Origin of the sequence: Clostridium sp. KNHs216 (assembly GCF_006714885.1) — a bacterium.
Lineage (GTDB): Bacteria > Bacillota > Clostridia > Oscillospirales > Acutalibacteraceae > Caproiciproducens.
This window is the reverse complement of sequence record NZ_VFMF01000001.1, coordinates 2,426,085-2,442,662: the sequence shown is the minus strand read 5'-3', so window position 1 is coordinate 2,442,662 and position 16,578 is coordinate 2,426,085. Positions and strand designations below refer to the sequence as shown.

The window sequence follows — 16,578 nt, the reverse complement described above, 5'->3', positions numbered from 1 at the left end:
TTTATGATTGAGAAGATAGCTGAATTACTTGAGCAGCCCCTTTTCCTGCAGGAACTGTTTTGCGACCTCCTGCACGGTCTTGCCCTCCACGTCAACCGCGTAGGTCAGGTTGACCATGGTCTCGTTGTCAAAGATTCCGCCGAGCTTGTTCAGGGTCTCTTTGAGGTTGGGGGCCGTTTTCTCGAAGCGCTCGAACAGGTCCGAGCGGACGAGCAGCGCGCCGTTGTACTCCGGGAAGAAGCTTCTGTCGTCCTTCAGCACTTTCAGCTGGGCCTTTTTGTTCAGGCCGTCGGTGGCGTAAACCTCGGTCACGTCGATGTTCCCGTTTTCCACCGCGGAATATTTCAGTCCCAGGTCGACCGGCTTGCTTTCCTTAAAATTCAGCCCGTAGAATTTGACGAACGGGTTGAACTTCATGCTGCCCTCTTCGCTGAAAAACTCATGCTCCGCGCCGAACACCAGCTTGTCGGCCACCGGCACAAGATCGCTGATGGTTTCCAGCTTGTACTGGTCCGCGATCTTCTGCGGAACGGCGATCGCGTAGGTATTGTTGATTCCGAGCTTGTCCAGAAGATAGACCTTCTTCTCCTTGAGCGCGGTCTCATTGACAAAATCGTACAGGGACTTCCCTTCGGGGATATCCTTTGTGTCCAGCTTCAGATAGGTGGTCAGCAAGGTGCCGTCGTAGCTGTTCATCAGGTCGCAGTTGCCCTTGACCAGCTCGTTGAAGCCGTTGACGGGGGAGACCTCGTCCTTAATGACAACCTTGGCGTCGGTGTCCTGCTCCACCAGCATTTTCACCATCTGGTGAATCAGCTTCATTTCGGAAAACTGACCGTCCATAATGACGATTTCGTCCCCGCTGCTTTTGCCCGAGCCGCAGCCCGCGGCGGAAAGCGCCAAAACCAGGCTCATCATAACGGCAATCACTTTTTTCATACTTTCTCCCTCTTTTCTTTATATATTATTGATATTACTGTCGACGAAAATACACGATTCCCGGATGGAACCGTATTTTAATGCTCATCGCTTTTTACTGTCCTGTGACGGTACAGCCGTTTTTCAATATAGGCCATCACGCCGTCGAACAGCACGGCCATCCCCATCAGCGACAGCGTCCCAAACAGGATCAGCTGCATGTTCTGGATATGGATGCCGCGGTAGATGACGGAGCCGAGCCCGCCGCCGCCCACGAACGTCGCAAATACGGCTACGCCGATGGAGGTGACGGTGGCGATCCGGATTCCCGTGAAGATGACCGGGAAGGCGATGGGGATTTCCACATGAAGCAGCCGGTAAGTCCGGCTCATGCCCATGCCGTCAGCGGCCTCTTTGATGGCCGGCTCAATATTGCTGAGGCCGAGGTAGGTGTTGTGCACGACCGGCAGCAGGGAATACAGCACCAGGCCGATGATGACCGTCGGCTTGCCCGCGCCCAGAAAAACCATAATGATTCCGAGCAGCGCCAGCGCTGGGATGGTCTGCAGGATATCCACGGCCCACAGCACCACGGAGCGCACCGGTTTTTTCATATAGGCCAGCACGCCGAGCGGCAGGCCGAGAAGAACGGTGAAAAGCACCGAAAGCAGCACAATGTAAAGATGTTCAAAAATCATCGTCGCGCTCACTTGACATCCCCCCTTAATCCCTTTGGCACGGCCTTTTTCTGGAAATAGTCGATCAAAAGGCCCAGCCCCACCGCGAGGATGGCGGCCGGAATCGCGCCCGCGATAATCAGCATGTTGTTGTTGGTGCTGACGCCGATATAGATGAAATCGCCCAGGCCGCCCAGGCCGATCATAGAGGCCAGCACCGCCCAGCTTACAATATAGACGGTGGACATCCGCAGCCCGCCGATGATGGCGGGAAGCGCCAGCGGCAGCTCCACCCGCAGCAGCGACTGCAGGGAAGACATCCCGCAGCCCTTCGCCGCTTCCTTATACTGCTCCGAAACGCCGATCAAGCCGGTGTAGGTGTTTTTCAGCACCGGGAAGATCGCGTAAATGGAAAGGGCGGCCAGCACAGTCGCGGGCACCATTCCGAGGTACAGGAACAGGATGCCGATAAACACGATGCCGGGGATCGTCTGCACCACGGAAAGGACCGGCAGAACAAATTTGGATATTTTCGGGGCTCTGGAAAGCAGGATTCCCAGAAACAGGGCGATGACAAATCCGATAAAAACAGAAATCAGGACGTACACCAGATGGGTCGCGATGGCCTGGAGCAGCTTATCCCCGTAAAGACGGAAGAAATCACTCATTGCCCATCCCCCCAAACGACGCTTGCCAATGCCTTTGACATGCTGGTTTTTGTAATGATACCGGCCACTTTTTTGTCCTCCGTCAGCACGATGACGTATTCCGCCCGCTGGCTGCTGATGATATCGAAAGCGGTTTTCGCGGGGGTGTCCGGCGTAACGGTCGGGAAGTCCACCGTAATCAGGCCCCTGATGGTGTCGCCCGCCTTGCCGCGCTCGTTGACGGTTTCAATCAGCAGAACGCCGATATAGTGTTCCTCCCGGTCCACTACGACAAGGGAGTCGATCTCCCTGCGGCTCATGATATTGACGCATTCCAGCGTCTTTTTGTCCTGCGTGACCTTTGCCACGTTGGTTTTCATCAGGTCGGAGCACGCCAGCTGGTTCTGCGAGAAATTATGTACATGCTTGCCCATAAATTCCCGCACGGTATCGTTGGCGGGCGCGCGGAGAATCCCCTCCGGGGAATCCGTCTGCAAAATCTGGCCCTCGCTCATAAACACGACCGTGTCGGCCATTTTCAGCGCCTCGTCCATATCGTGCGTAACAAAGATGACGGTCTTTCCCAAACGCTGCTGCAGGGACTTGACCTCATCCTGAAGGGAATCCCTCGTAATCGGGTCCAACGCGCCGAAAGGCTCGTCCATCAGGATAATGGGCGGCTCCGCCGCCAGCGCGCGAAGCACGCCGATTCTCTGCTGCTGGCCGCCGCTCATTTCATTCGGATATTTATGAGCATAGGTTTCATACGGCATATTGACCAGCTCCAGAAGCTCTTTCGCCCTTTGGCGGCTTTTCTCCTTGTCCCATTTCAGCAGACGCGGCACCACGCAGATGTTTTCCTCCACCGTCATGTTCGGGAAAAGCCCGATCTGCTGGATGACGTACCCGATGCGGCTGCGCAGCTTTTCGGGATTCATCTCCATAATATTCTTTCCGTCGATGCTGATGCTGCCCGAGTCCATCTCGATCAGGCGGTTCAGCATTTTCAGCGTTGTCGTTTTTCCGCAGCCGGAAGGGCCGATCAGCACGACAAACTCACCGTCGGGTATCTTTAAATTCAAATCTTTCACAACTTTTTGTTTTCCATAAGACTTACTGACATTTTTATATTCAATCATAAATGCCCTCCTTTTCTGCCCATAATCCGACAAGAAACAACTTCAATTTTTTTATAGATTGCTTCTTAGATTTCTATAATATCACAAAATCATTAATCCTGTCAAATGCACGCTGTCATTTTTTGGTAATAATATTCATCCACACGCATTAAGCCTTTTAAAAATCAGTCATTTTTACCCGTTTCGGGCAGCGAAAAGCGCATATCCCCAAACGGGATATGCGCCCTTATAATGCTATCCTGTTATCCGTTCAGACCGGCTTCTGCCCGGCCTCCACAAGCTTTTTGCTGAAAACCAGGAACAGTCCTTCCACGAAAATCAGCACCCCGGTCGCAACCAGCATCCATTCGATTTTGATCCAATCGGACAGGGGGCCGAACAAAAGCATTCCCAAAGGCATGCTCATACTGGTAATCATGGTCAGCACGCCGAACACGCGGCCAAGGTAATCCGGCTCCACCTTTTCCTGAAGCAGGACGGTGGAGGGCGTGTTGAAAATGGGCATGACGAATCCGACAAGCCCCATCAGCGCCAGATAGACCCAAAAATCGGTGACAACGCCCAGCAGAAACACCCCGACACCGATCAGAAAGCTGGAAAGCGCCATAGTGTGCACGCGGTTTCTCAGGCCGCCCCAGCAGGCCATCAGGAGTCCGCCCAGCATCATCCCGAGGGAAAAGGCGATTTCGATCGCGGTCAGGTACCAGACCTCTTCTCCAAAGCTGCGTGTGACCTGCAGCGGGGTCAGAAAAGCCGCCGGGGCCGCCAGAAAGGTGAAAAGGGCAAAGAACAGAAAGAACCGTTTCAGGTACGGGTGTGTGCCGATATAGGAAAATCCCAGCCGCAGCCCCTCGAAATAGCCAGAGCTTTCCGGCGCCGCGCCGCCCGCCCGGGCAGGGACGCGAAGGAAAAAGAGCAGCGTAAAAACACCGATTGCGGCGGTTCCCACATCAATAAAAAAGATGGTCTCAATCGGCGCCGCCGACATCAGCGCGCCGCTGGCGATGGGGGAAAGCAGCAGGATGGCGGACTGAATGCTCGAGTTGATCCCGTTGACCGCGGTAAGCTTTTCCACCGGCACCAGCTGCGGCAGAAACGCGCCCACACACGGCGTCTGCACCGCGGAGCCCAGCGCGCGCACGGCCGATATAACAAAAAGCAGCCACATGGCCTTGTACCCCAGAAGGAACAGCACCGCCATGACCAGCGTCGACAGCGCGATCATGGAGTCCGACAGGGCAATCAGGATTTTCCGGTCGTAGCGGTCCGCCCAGACGCCCGCAAAGGGCGAAAGCAGAAAGGTGGGGATAAAGCCGCAGAGGATGGAGATCATCATCATGACGCCCGACTTGGTCTGAAGGGTGATATACCACATGATGGCATACTGAACCAGCGACGAACCGAACAGAGAAACCGTCTGGCTTGTCAGAAACAGAACCGTATTCTTTTTCCAATTTTGTTGCATAGGATATTTCCGTTCCCCCCGTTAAGCGTTCCGGCCCGGCCCGCCGGTCATTCCTATGATATGATACCGTAACTTACCGTGACCGTCAAGGAAAGCTTAATCCGGGCGGGGCGTTTTCCGCTGTCTGATGAGCGCAAAAATACATCCTGCCGCCGCGAGCAGCAGGATTCCCCCCAGCGCGGCGATTCCGGCCGTGTAGCTGAACACGTCGCTCACCGCGCCGATCGCGGGCGGGCCGAAGGTCTGGCCGATGTCCATCATGGTGCTCATCACGCCCAGCGACCCGCCGAGCTGCCCCTTCTGCGCAACGTCCGCCGCCAGCGCGTTGGTTCCGGAGGTAATCAGGGCGAATCCCAGGCCGTAGACCACAATAAGGGGGATCACAAGCATGACCGCTTTGAGAAAGGTCAGCAGAAAAAAAGTGCCCGAGCAGACGAACAGCCCGACGACCATCAGCGGCAGGCGGCCCACGCGGTCGGACACCCGGCCGAACACCGGTTTCAGCAAAATCATTCCGATCAGCTGGGCGCCGAGCACATACCCGATCTGCCCGGTGGACATTCCGAGCTGTTTCGCGTAAAGGGGAAAGATCATCTCAAACGCGCCGTAGGAAAAATACGCGCAGGCGTTCAGAACCCCGACCAGAAGCAGGGGCCGGTAGCGCAGCATGCCCCACAGCTTTTTCAGGGAGGAAATTTTTTCGGCTTCATCCTTCCGGCTTTTGGCCGTTTCCTCCGCCCGCTGCATGTTTTTGCTTTTATGGAAATACCAGACTGCAAAGGCCAAGGCCAGAATGCCCGCGCCGCCCGCAATCCCGTATACCGCAGGGATCCCTCCGTACTCATACGCCGCGCCGCCCACAGTCGGCGCCAGCGCCCGGCCGATCAGCGTGGCGGAGGTATAGAGGGACAGGTTCTGTCCGGTGTTGTTCCGGCTGAAAGCCGCGATAGCCGCCATTGCCACCGGGTCAAACGCCGCGGTCGCAAAGCCGTGGTAGAAACGCACCGCCGCCAGCCCCATCGGATTGATTACCAGAAAGTAAACAAACGGCGCGCTTGCAAAAACGAGCAGGGATCCGATCAGGATTTTTTTATATCCGAAACGGTCGGCCAGATCCCCGGCCAGATAGCTTATCAGGATTCCGGGCAGGGTGGACGCCGAAGCGATCCACCCGATCTGGGTGCCGGTCGCGCCGAGATTCTTTGCAAAGATCGGCAAAACCGGCGATTTTGATATGGTGGAGCTGAAAACCGCGAAAGCCCCGCACAGGCCGAGCATCATTACGATGCGCAGTCCTCCGGTATTTTTCTTCATATGTCCTCCCTCCGCCGGCGCCGGGGGAAACGGTCGTGTCTGCAATTTGCTGTTTGGCGCCGTATCTTCAAACTGTCCCGCTCTTTATGTGAAATCCATTCGGGTTTAGTATGCTCGCTCTTTCCTTCACAATTCTTTTTCGCAGCCGGTTTTTACCGGGTACAGAAAAGCTTTCGCAGCCAAATCAGCAGGGACAGACAAAAAATGAGGAAGCCTAGAGGACTTCTACTCCGTGGGATTGAAAAAAGCCTTTCGTTTCGGGGTCCAGTTCATCGTCGGAAACCACCATATCAATGTCCTTGAGCGTTGCAAAAGTAAAGGTGCTGACAATACCTACTTTCCCGGAATCCATTAAAGCGACTACCCTTTCGGATTTGCGGAGAACCGCCTTTTTCAGTTCGTTCTCGTCCTCTACGCCGCAGTTGAAACCCGTTTCCGGACTGTAACCGGTCACGCCCAGAAACGCGATGCTGAAATTGACATTCTCGATCGCTTTCACGCTGTTGATACCGTTCACGCTCAGGCTGAAACGGTTCATCTGTCCGCCGAGAACATGGACCTGTGACTGCGTCAGATGCGCCAGTTCCAGCGCGCAGCTGATTCCCCCGGTAAAAATCAGGTAGGATTCATCGGGAAAAACACGGGCCAGCTCCGTAGCCGTCGTTCCGGAATCGAGGAAGACGGATGTCCCCGGGCGCAGGAGTTTCACCGCTTTTTCGGTAATTTGACGCTTCTTTTCCATATTCCGCGTACTGCGCTTGTAAAACAGATCGTCCGTTCCGATCACCACCTCCACCGATTTTGCTCCGCCGTGCACGCGGACGATCTGGCGGGCCTGATCCAGAAACTTCAGATCATTGCGCAGGGTCATTTCCGAAACCTTAGGAAATGCGGCCTTCAATTTCGCAAAGCTGACAGCGCCCTCGCTGTTGACAAGTTCCACGATCTGTTCTCTCCGCTGCTTCATTCTTCCTCCTATCCTTTTGTAACAACAAAAAAAATTATTGAAACAATTATAAAGCATTGGAAAATACTTGTCAAACCAGCATCCTTTTCTATAGAAATATACCAGGCCTTCCGAACAGATTTCCCTGAGCCGCCCCCGGGGATCTCCGGCTGCGGGAAAAATCGGGCAAATCGAACGGACAATGAATATACTGTATCAGATATGCAGAAAAAGGAGCCTTCCGCTGCGCTTGCAGCGGGGCCTTTTTACGATTGACACAGGAGCTGACAAAATCGCTATGTTGAATATCTGGCCATTGGCAATCCCGGACGCCGCGCAGGAAGGCTTTTCAGCCTTTGTCTCTTCGATTTCCATGTCTGCGGATACGCAGCTGAAGCCATGGACCGTAACGTCCCCTTATTTTAACAGCGGAAATTTCAATGCGACTACAGGAAATTATACCGTTCCGGCAACCGGAAGATACGCCATAGCCGCAACCGTCAGCTATACCCTGAACTCGGCCCTGACGCTTTCTCTGGGTGCGGGAATCACCCCCTGGTTTATAGTCAGACGCTCCGCGCCCAGCTCCAGAGACCTGATCAGCGGTCTTCTTCCCCTGTTGAATGTTGCTGTGACGCTCTTAACCCTGAGAGCCGTGCTGGGGGCGGGTACGGTGACGTTAACCGGTGAAGCCCAGCTGAACGCGGGAGATACCGTCGGGCTTTATTATGTGGCGGACGGCATGACGCTGACTTTAAGTATTGATAGCGCCGTATGGTCCATTAACCGTATTACCTGACGGACAGGGCTCTTCAATCTTTTTGTAAAAATTTGAAATTATGGAATTTTCTGCTTGCTTTTTATTCTTATAGTGATAAAATATATGTATAAACTGTAAACAGAAGGAGAGTAAGTCATGAAAACTGCAAAGCTTGTCATTGGTATTGTGTCAATTGTAATGTCTCTTTTTGTCCTTTTCCAATCATGCGTGGCCGGCATAGGGAATACCTTAGCAAACGCCGGTGAAACCAGCGGCTCGTCGGGAACGATACTTGCTATTTGTTTACTGATTGCCGGGATTGTTGGAATTGCCGCAAGAGCTTCAAAGGGAGGCGCTATCGCTTCCGGGATTATTTATGCGATCGGCGGAATTATAGGAGCTACCAATGTTGGTACATATAAGGATTTAGCCATATGGTCCGTTTTTTCTTTTGTTTTTGCCGTGGTGTTTATCCTTTCCGCATTTTTCGGGCAAACATATGTTAAAAAGGACAAAGGGAATACAAAGGAAGCTTAAAATCATAATAAATGAAAGGGGCAGCTCGTTTGAGCTACCCCTTTTTCTTGTCTTTTTTAGGTTTTCTGCTGCCCAAATGGAACAGGATCATCGCAGACGCGACCATTGCTACGCCGCCCAGCAGCGGATTCAGCGCAAAACAGAAGCCTGTAACGATCAACGCAACCAGAATGCTCAGAAAAACACGAAGCCCGCTGACCGGAGAATTCCCTTTTACTTCGCCGGATTGACCGTTAACCATGAAACGATAGGTTTTCCCCTTAAACAGATAGGAAGAAATCCATACGGGCAGCAGCACACTTTTAAACGTGATATTGCGGTATGAAGTGCTGAAGGTCAAGTCTTTCACCTCATCCGCAGCAATGGTCCGTCTGATTTTGTCCCTGAGGTTCCTTTCGATGATACCCTGCGCCGATTTCCAGCAATCCTCCCTGCTGATGCTGTTGTTTTCGGCAAGGAAGCTGTAAAGATATTCCTTCTGATAGGGAACCAGCTCTTTCAGGTTGTACTCCAGACGAATCAAATTATCATCGATATTTTTTGAAGCCAAAATCAGAACGTCATCAAAGCTGTGCGAAAAATGCCCGCTGACGGGAGCCCAGCTCGTTTTCTTCACTGCCTGCGATTCCATGACGGATTTCCCGTCACGCATGACACTGACCATTTCCGTACTATAATAATGTGTCCCGGCCTGCGCATGGTAATCCGATTCCGTATTACAGTCATATGTAAAATGGGGCACGTAAACGCCGCGGAGCCTTTCCTGCAGGCGGTTCTGCTCCCGAAGCGCACGCGGAGCGTAAAACCTGCTTTTGACCCAATCCTTAAAATACTGTTTCGCAGTGTCGGAAGAAATTTTGAATGGAATCAGGGATTCCGGCGGGACGGAATCTGCATTTTCACTTTGCGAAATCATCGGAGAACCGCAGTATGCGCACACCTGAGCCGTAATATTTGATTCCGCAACCATATTGGCGCCGCAGTTGCTGCAGTGGATGACTTTTGTGGAAACACCCCATTCCTCCGGGCGGCTTTGGGAATTTTCAAAGGCATGCTCCTCAATGGCGGCATCGCTGACCGCAATTTCCCGGCGGGAACCGCAGTAGGGACAGATGAGCATGTTTTCTTCGGGGCTGTACACCATTTCCGCCGCACAGGACGGGCATTTGACATGCTCACCGCTTACTCCATTCTCATTGGTCATTTCTGTTTCCATTTTAATCCTCCCCTGTCTTAGTTCCGCATTGGGGGCAGAATTTAACGCCGCCTGTCAGCTTGGTTCCACAGTTTTTGCAAAAGACCTCGCTGGACTGAGGCGCGCCGCACTCAGGGCAGAATTTAGCGTTTGCATTGATGGAAGCGCCGCATTTCACGCATTTCAACGCGGGCGGCGAGCTGGGCTTTCCGCAGCCGGGGCAAAATTTGGAGCCGGCCGGTATCTGTGCGCCGCACGCGGGGCAGGGGCTTCCCGGTGCCGCGCCGGTCTGCTGGGGCGGCTGGGTCAACGACTGAGTAAACACGGAACCCATCACCGCACCCGCGCCAAGGCCCACGCCCGCCCCCGCAAGCCCGCCCGGATTTTTGGCGGCGTCTTTAATGGAGTCCGCGGCCTGAAACTGAGCGTACTGCTGCAGATTTCCCAGCAGGCCCATTTCTGTTCTTTTATCCAGCACCGCTTCCACTTCCTGCGGAAGGGATATATTTTCCACATAGAAGGAAGCCAAAGATAACCCGAACTCCTCAAATTTAGGAGCCAGCTTTTGCTGTGCCTTCCCGCTGATTTCGTCATAGTTCTGCGCAAGATCAAGCGCGGGAATTTTAAGCTCGCCGAGCAGGTCGGTTAAGCCTGAAACAATGAGCCGCTTCAACTGACCGGTAATGCTCTGGGTATCTGAAAGGCCGTTCGTGCCTGAAACCTGCTTTAAATAGCTCAGCGGATCGGTCACCCGGAAAGAGTAGATTCCATATGCCCGCAGGCGAAGCATCCCAAATTCGGCGTCGCGGAGCATGACCGGATTTTCCGTTCCCCATTTTTGGTCCGTAAACTGCTTCGTGTTGACAAAATACACTTCCGCTTTAAATGGAGAGTTGAACCCGTAGGGCCAGGAATTCAGTTTTGTAATAACCGGCAGATTTTCCGTGGAAAGCGTATAAAGACCCGGCTGAAAGACATCGGCGGCTTTCCCTTCATTGATGAACACCGCCATCTGAGATTCTCTTACCGTAAGCTTCGCGCCCATTTTGATTTCTTTTCCCTGAACCGGAAAACGATACACCATGGTGTTTTCCGTATCGTCAACCCATTCAATCACCTCAATGAACTGGCTCTTAATAAAGTTTATTAATCCCACATCATCATCTCCAAAAATCATTTTCCGGAAAAATCAATTTTATTATACGCCCCTAAAAGGGAGATGTAAATTATCCAATGCAAAGTCCGGCGTGTGGTTTTTCGCACTTTTATGCTATAATAGGTGTAAATTCATGATAAAATGCAGGTGTTTACTATGTTTATTGCCGATTTTCATATCCATTCAAAATATTCCCGGGCCACCAGCAAGGATTGCATTCCCGAAATGCTGGAGCTGTGGGCGCGGCGCAAGGGCCTCGACCTGATCGGAACAGGCGACTTCACCCATCCGGCCTGGCGGGAGGAGCTCCGGGAAAAGCTTATCCCGGCCGAGGAGGGACTCTATACCCTCAAAGACAGCTTTTGCCGGGAGGACGATATCGGGGGAAGCAGCAGCAAGCCCCGCTTCATGATCTCCGGCGAAATCAGCTCCATCTATAAAAAGAACGGAAAGGTCCGGAAGGTACATAATGTAATTCTTCTTCCCACTCTGGAAAGCGCCGAAGCCCTTTCCCACAGGCTTGAGGCCATTGGCAACCTGCATTCCGACGGCAGACCGATTCTCGGCCTCGACAGCAGGGACCTTCTGGAAATCACGCTGGACGTGTGCCCCGACGCCATCTTTATTCCCGCCCACATCTGGACTCCGCATTTTTCCCTGTTCGGCGCCTATTCCGGTTTCGACGATATCGAGGAATGCTTCGGGGACCTGACGGGGCACATCCACGCGCTCGAAACCGGGCTTTCCTCCGACCCGCCCATGAACTGGCGCATCTCCGCACTGGACCGCTTCACACTGGTTTCCAATTCGGACGCCCATTCGCCGGGGAACCTGGCGCGGGAGGCAAACCTTTTCGACACCGGCCTTTCCTACCCGGATATCTCGCGGGCGCTCCAGAACCGTGACACAAAGGAGTTTTCCGGCACGATCGAGTTTTTTCCCGAGGAAGGAAAGTACCACTACGACGGGCACCGGAACTGCGGGGTGTGTCTGAAACCCGCGGAGACCCTGGCTGCGTCGGGCGTCTGCCCCGTGTGCGGCGGCAGGATCACGGTGGGGGTGCTGAATCGGGTGGAATCGCTTGCGGACAGGGAGGAAGGCTACATCCCCCCTTCGGCCAAGCGTTTTGAAAGCCTGATCCCTCTGCGGGAGGTGATTGCGGCGTCGACCGGCTTCACTGCCGCAAGCAAGAAGGTCGGGGAAAGGTACGCCGGCCTGATCCGCAGCCTTGGCCCGGAGCTCTTTATCCTGCGCGAGGCGCAGCTGGGCGACATTGAGCTTGCGGCAGGCCCGCTGGTCGCCGAGGGCATCCGCCGGCTCCGCGGCGGGAAGGTAACCGTTCTGCCCGGATTCGACGGGGAATACGGAAAGGTCAAAATTCTGGATCAGCAGGAGATCGGCCTGCTTTCCGGCCAGATCAGTCTTTTTAAGGAAAAGCAAAGCGATCCGTCTGCTCCGGAAAATACAGGGAAGCGAAAAAGCCGGGCGGACAACTCTCCGGCGGGATTGGAAGCAGAGAATGCGCCGCCCCAGAAAAAAGAGGCAGGCGCAGTTCCGGCTGCCGCTGAGGACGCCTTCAGCGGATTGAACCGGGAGCAGCGGGAGGCCGTGTCCGCTTCCGACCCCGCCGTCGCGGTGATCGCCGGACCCGGCACCGGCAAAACACGGACGCTTGTAAGCCGGATCGTCCGCCTCGTCCGCGAATGCGGCGTATCCCCCGCACAGATTACCGCCGTCACGTTCACAAACCGGGCGGCGGCGGAAATGCGGTCCCGCCTTGCTGCGTATTTCGGGGACAGGCGGATCGTAAAAAGCATGCACATCGGGACGTTCCACTCCATCTGCCTGCAGATTCTCTCCGGAAAAAAGGGTGAGACAGCGCCCACCATCATCGACGAGCAGGACGCGCTCTCCATCCTCGCGGACCTTTTAAAGGACCTCGGGCTCAAAGCGTCCCCGCGGGATGTTTTCAGGGAGATTTCCCTGATCAAAAGCGGCGCGCGGCTGCCGGAAGAAGCTGAGGAAGTCCCGGAGGGGGTCTATAACCGGTACTGTGAGCAGCTTGCGCAGTACGGCGTACTGGACTACGATGACATCCTCCTGAACACGCTGAGCCTGTTCCAAAACGGAGAACTGGGAAGCAGGGAGGAGAAAAAACTCAGAAACGCTTTTTCTTATCTTCTGGTGGATGAATTTCAGGATATCAATCCCGTCCAGTACCGCCTGATACAGGAGTGGGGGAAAAACAGTGCGGGACTTTTCGTAATCGGGGACCCCGATCAGTCCATTTACGGATTCCGGGGCTCGGACTCCCTCTGTTTTGACCGGTTCTTCGGGAATTTTTCCGGGGCGCGCCGGGTACGGCTCACGCAGAATTACCGTTCCACCCCCGAAATCATTGGCTGCTCCCGGTCCGTTCTGCCGGAAAGAAACACCGCGGAACCATCTCTTGAGGCGCAAAGGGACAGCGGCGCCCGCGTGCGTCTTCTGGAGGCGGACGGCGAGCTGCCGGAAGCGATTTTCATCGCCAAAGAAATCAACCGCATGGTCGGCGGCATCGATATGCTCGACGCGCACGCTTCGTCCCACCCAAAGGGAAAAAAGCCTGTTACGGAGCAGACGAGGAGCTTTTCCGATATCGCCGTACTGTACCGGACCAACCGTCAGGCGGAGCTTCTAGAGCAATGCCTCCGGAAAGAGGGCATCCCGTATCTGGTCGCCGGGCGGGATGAATTTCTTTCCGACCGCGAGGTGCGCAAAGCGGTCGCCTTTTTCCGCTTTCTGCTTGACCCGGCGGACCTGATCTCCCTTCGGCTGTGCCTGAAGGAATGGGGCGTCTGCCCCGGCGGGCGGGCGCAGCGGGTGCTGGAGGACTACTCCGGAACGGACAAAAGCACCGCGTCCCTTTTGACGCTTTTGGAAACACTCCCCGCTTCCCCGGGAAATCCGCAAAAATTCTCCGGGCTGCTCCGCAAATACGAGCCCCTCGTCCGCAGCGGGAAACCGCAGAAGCTGGTAGAAGCCTGGATCGGCGATAACGGGCTTCAGGAGGTACGGAGCATGGAGCTGTTTCTCAACATGGCCGTTCTGCATGAAAAAATGCCTTCCCTCCTGCAGAATCTTCTGCTCGGGAGGGAAGGCGACGTGGTGCGCAGCGGCGGGAGAAGCTATTCGTCGGACGCGGTTTCGCTTATGACCCTGCACGCGTCCAAGGGACTCGAATTCCCCGTTGTGTTTGTCAGCGGCGTAAAGGACGGAACGATCCCGCTGAAAAACCGGCGGGGCGACTGTGACCCGGACGAGGAACGCCGGCTCTTCTACGTCGGCATGACAAGGGCGCAGGACGAGTTGGTCCTGCTGACTTCCTCCTCACGCTCGCCCTTCCTCCCCGGACTTCCCGCAGACCTTCTTTCGGAGGGTACCGCTTTTGAGCGGAAAAAAGCGCCTGAATTCGAGCAGGTCTGCTTTTTCTGACGGACGGCGGCGCTTCATGTTTTTTACAGTCGGCTGCGGTCCTGAATAAAGACATAATTCCGGGCGTCCGAGCGGCCTTCCACAAAGCGGTAGCCTTCCCAGTCGAATTCCCTGAGCCCTTCCGGCTCCGTGATTCTGTGTTTGACAAGGAAGCGCGCCATCTGCCCCCGCGCTGTCCGGACGCTGGAAACCGTACCGCGCGCGCCGTCCGGCTTCTGCACCAGAAAGCGGCACGTAATCAGGGTGTCCTCCGGAAGAAGACGGGGAGCCGCCAGCCTGGTATAGTCCGCCGAAGCAAGGCTGACGACCGGCTCTCCGCTTTGAAGAAGCTTCCGGTACAGACGGTCGCCCCAAAATTCATAAAGGTCCTGCCCGTTGACCCTGAATTCCTTTTTGATTCCCAGACGGTAGGGCTGAATCCCGTCCGCCGGGCGCAGGAGCCCGTACAGGGCGCTTAAAATGCGCAGGTGCTCCTGTGCGAAGGAAAAATCCCTCAGATCAAAATCACGGGCATTCAGATTCCGGAAAGCGGCGCCGTAATAGGACAGCAGCGCCGGCGTACCGGGGACGGCCGGGTCGAAGTGCTGGTAAAAGTCATAGAGCGTAAAGGCCCGCTCGGGATTTAAATCCAGAAGGCTTTCCAGCTCCCATGGGCTGTAATTTCGAAGGGCATCCACCAGCGGGCCGGTCTCTTTTAGGAAAAGCGGGCGGCCCGGCTTTACGCCTTCGAGAGAGAAGGGCCGGATATTTCTGGCGGGGGAAAGAATTGCAAGCATCGGGAATCCCTCCCAAATATTAGGATATCCCTATTATAGCATGGGGCCGGAGCGGACACAAATCCGCTTCCGGGATTGCCCGACATTACGCTTCCGGCCCGAATATTTTCCGGTACAGGTCTTCGCCGTAAGCCGTCTGAAGAGGCTCCCCCGGCATGATTTTAAAAGTACGTTCTCCGTTTTCAAGCCTTTGCGCGCTGAGAAATTGGACCTTCGGGTACCGCGGGCTGAAAAAGGCGGCCGCGAAGGTGTAAAGATGCGTAACGAAGAAGATTTCCATGCCGTTGTCCGCGAGCGCCTTTGTTATCTGGCGGCAGATTTCGGAGCCCTCCCGCTCATTGGTGGCGGCGAACGATTCATTGAACAGAACCAGAGCTCCGGGAGTCAGGCGGCCGGCAATCTCACTCATGCGGGCAAGCTCCTCATCCAGCTTCCCGCTTGTCATCGTGGTATCTTCCTCTTTTTTGAAGTGCGTAAATACGCCGTTCCGTATCGGCGCACGGTAATTTTGCGCGCCGACGAACATTCCGCACTGCATCATAAGCTGCGCCTGCCCGATGCTTCTGAGAAAGGTGGATTTTCCTCCCTGATTGGCTCCCGTGATGATATAAAGCCGCTGGTCCTCCGCATTCAGTTCGTTTCCCGTTACTCCCGAGTCCTTTAACAGGGCTAGACTGACATCGTACAGCTCCTTGTATTTCCGGCTCTCCGCTTCCAACGGGAGCAGCTCGGGAATGCAGGTCGGCATACCCACGGCCCGGAGCCTGTCGTATAAATTCAGGCAGCCGACGTAAAAGGCCAGCTCCTTTTGAAGGATAACGAAAAAGCTTTCCACGTGCTCCGCCGACTGCGCCAGCACATTGATGCTTTCATTCATCGCACGGGCGCGGCGGTTGCCGAAATCGGAAGCCCCCGCGTCGTCACGGGGTGCGAGCGTAAAAGACGGGGCAAAATGCCAGTGACGCCAAAAATGCGTTTTCTCTTTGCGCCGCATCACATAATCGATTCCCTGATTGTAATTGCCGAGTTCGGCGCTGATCAGCATCCCCTTTTCATCCTTCAGCTCATTCAGAAGCGAATGAATCTGTAAAAAATAATCGTCATCGAGCTCCTGCCACAGCATGGAGATAAAATTTTTGAAGCCTTCGGAATGAAAATTCCGCATATCCGCATCGGTGGCATTGCACATTTTCATCAGCATTTCCGTGTATATTTTCAGTAAATCGACTGCGCTGGAAAAATTGCTGGATAAATTCTGCCGTGTGGACAGCCACGACCAGGATTTGTGTTTCCGCTCCATTGTCTCAACCGTAATATCATAAAGCTTTCTCACTGTTTCGGGGTTGTTGATGCAGTCCTTCAGGACCTCCTGACGATAGCGGATTTCCCGTGCAGTCCGCAGAGGACAAAACAGTGCCGAACTGCACACCTCCCGAATCATCGTGTCGTCCTGCGCCATCGCCGAAAGGATGCGGGCAAACTCAAGATCGGCGATCAGCGTGTCTTTCCCAAAGCAGGGTTTTTGCTGCGGATTGAAATCCGTATCCTGATCCATCAAGTGTACTTTCAAAATT

At 54.6% G+C, this 16,578-nt stretch carries 14 protein-coding genes; 3 read left to right on the top strand and 11 right to left on the bottom strand.

From position 1 onward, the window contains the following. Positions 1-24: 24 nt before the first annotated feature. From LY85_RS11865 to LY85_RS11835, 7 genes are all read right to left on the bottom strand, one after another. A complete protein-coding gene (locus LY85_RS11865; protein WP_141826802.1) occupies positions 25-939 on the bottom strand; it encodes a glycine betaine ABC transporter substrate-binding protein in 915 nt (304 codons plus the stop codon). Positions 940-1,016: 77 nt separating this feature from the next. After that, positions 1,017-1,628, bottom strand: a complete 612-nt coding sequence (locus LY85_RS11860; protein ID WP_141826801.1) for an ABC transporter permease — start codon at positions 1,626-1,628, stop codon at positions 1,017-1,019. After that, positions 1,625-2,263 (bottom strand): ABC transporter permease, encoded by a 639-nt coding sequence (locus LY85_RS11855; protein ID WP_141826800.1) that lies wholly within the window; start codon positions 2,261-2,263, stop codon positions 1,625-1,627. The genes LY85_RS11860 and LY85_RS11855 overlap by 4 nt, the downstream gene beginning before the upstream one ends. After that, a complete protein-coding gene (locus tag LY85_RS11850; RefSeq protein WP_141826799.1) occupies positions 2,260-3,381 on the bottom strand; it encodes an ABC transporter ATP-binding protein in 1,122 nt (373 codons plus the stop codon). The genes LY85_RS11855 and LY85_RS11850 overlap by 4 nt, the downstream gene beginning before the upstream one ends. Before the next feature lie 250 nt (positions 3,382-3,631). Beyond that, positions 3,632-4,846, bottom strand: a complete 1,215-nt coding sequence (locus tag LY85_RS11845; RefSeq protein WP_141826798.1) for an MFS transporter — start codon at positions 4,844-4,846, stop codon at positions 3,632-3,634. A gap of 96 nt (positions 4,847-4,942) precedes the next feature. Then, positions 4,943-6,160: an MFS transporter gene (locus tag LY85_RS11840; RefSeq protein WP_141826797.1), complete on the bottom strand. Its 1,218-nt coding sequence runs from the start codon at positions 6,158-6,160 to the stop codon at positions 4,943-4,945. Positions 6,161-6,374: 214 nt separating this feature from the next. Beyond that, complete coding sequence (locus tag LY85_RS11835; RefSeq protein WP_141826796.1) at positions 6,375-7,127, bottom strand: DeoR/GlpR family DNA-binding transcription regulator; 753 nt, start codon at positions 7,125-7,127, stop codon at positions 6,375-6,377. Positions 7,128-7,404: 277 nt separating this feature from the next. Between LY85_RS11835 and LY85_RS11830 the strand changes: the two genes are divergently transcribed. Beyond that, positions 7,405-7,905 (top strand): hypothetical protein, encoded by a 501-nt coding sequence (locus LY85_RS11830; RefSeq protein ID WP_141826795.1) that lies wholly within the window; start codon positions 7,405-7,407, stop codon positions 7,903-7,905. Positions 7,906-8,022: 117 nt separating this feature from the next. Beyond that, complete coding sequence (locus LY85_RS11825; protein ID WP_141826794.1) at positions 8,023-8,403, top strand: hypothetical protein; 381 nt, start codon at positions 8,023-8,025, stop codon at positions 8,401-8,403. A 34-nt stretch (positions 8,404-8,437) separates the two neighbouring features. On the opposite strand, the gene LY85_RS11820 is transcribed toward LY85_RS11825, so the two are convergent. Together LY85_RS11820 and LY85_RS11815 are read right to left on the bottom strand one after the other, a co-directional pair. After that, positions 8,438-9,619: a hypothetical protein gene (locus LY85_RS11820; RefSeq protein ID WP_141826793.1), complete on the bottom strand. Its 1,182-nt coding sequence runs from the start codon at positions 9,617-9,619 to the stop codon at positions 8,438-8,440. Between the two features lies 1 nt (position 9,620). Continuing rightward, positions 9,621-10,754 carry an SPFH domain-containing protein gene (locus LY85_RS11815; RefSeq protein ID WP_141826792.1) on the bottom strand — a complete coding sequence of 378 codons (1,134 nt, stop codon included), beginning with the start codon at positions 10,752-10,754 and terminating at the stop codon, positions 9,621-9,623. A 156-nt stretch (positions 10,755-10,910) separates the two neighbouring features. Here LY85_RS11815 and LY85_RS11810 point away from each other — a divergent pair, with 156 nt between their 5' ends. Further along, the gene (locus LY85_RS11810) at positions 10,911-14,228 is read left to right on the top strand and encodes a UvrD-helicase domain-containing protein (RefSeq protein WP_141826791.1); all 3,318 of its coding nucleotides are present in this window, start codon (positions 10,911-10,913) and stop codon (positions 14,226-14,228) included. 23 nt (positions 14,229-14,251) lie between these two features. Here LY85_RS11810 and LY85_RS11805 read toward each other — a convergent pair whose 3' ends face one another. Both LY85_RS11805 and LY85_RS11800 read right to left on the bottom strand, forming a co-directional pair. Then, positions 14,252-15,004 carry a YaaA family protein gene (locus tag LY85_RS11805; protein ID WP_141826790.1) on the bottom strand — a complete coding sequence of 251 codons (753 nt, stop codon included), beginning with the start codon at positions 15,002-15,004 and terminating at the stop codon, positions 14,252-14,254. An 85-nt stretch (positions 15,005-15,089) separates the two neighbouring features. After that, on the bottom strand, positions 15,090-16,574 hold the full coding sequence (locus LY85_RS11800) for a DNA mismatch repair protein MutS (RefSeq protein ID WP_185741200.1): 1,485 nt from the start codon (positions 16,572-16,574) through the stop codon (positions 15,090-15,092). Between the last annotated feature and the right edge of the window lie 4 nt (positions 16,575-16,578).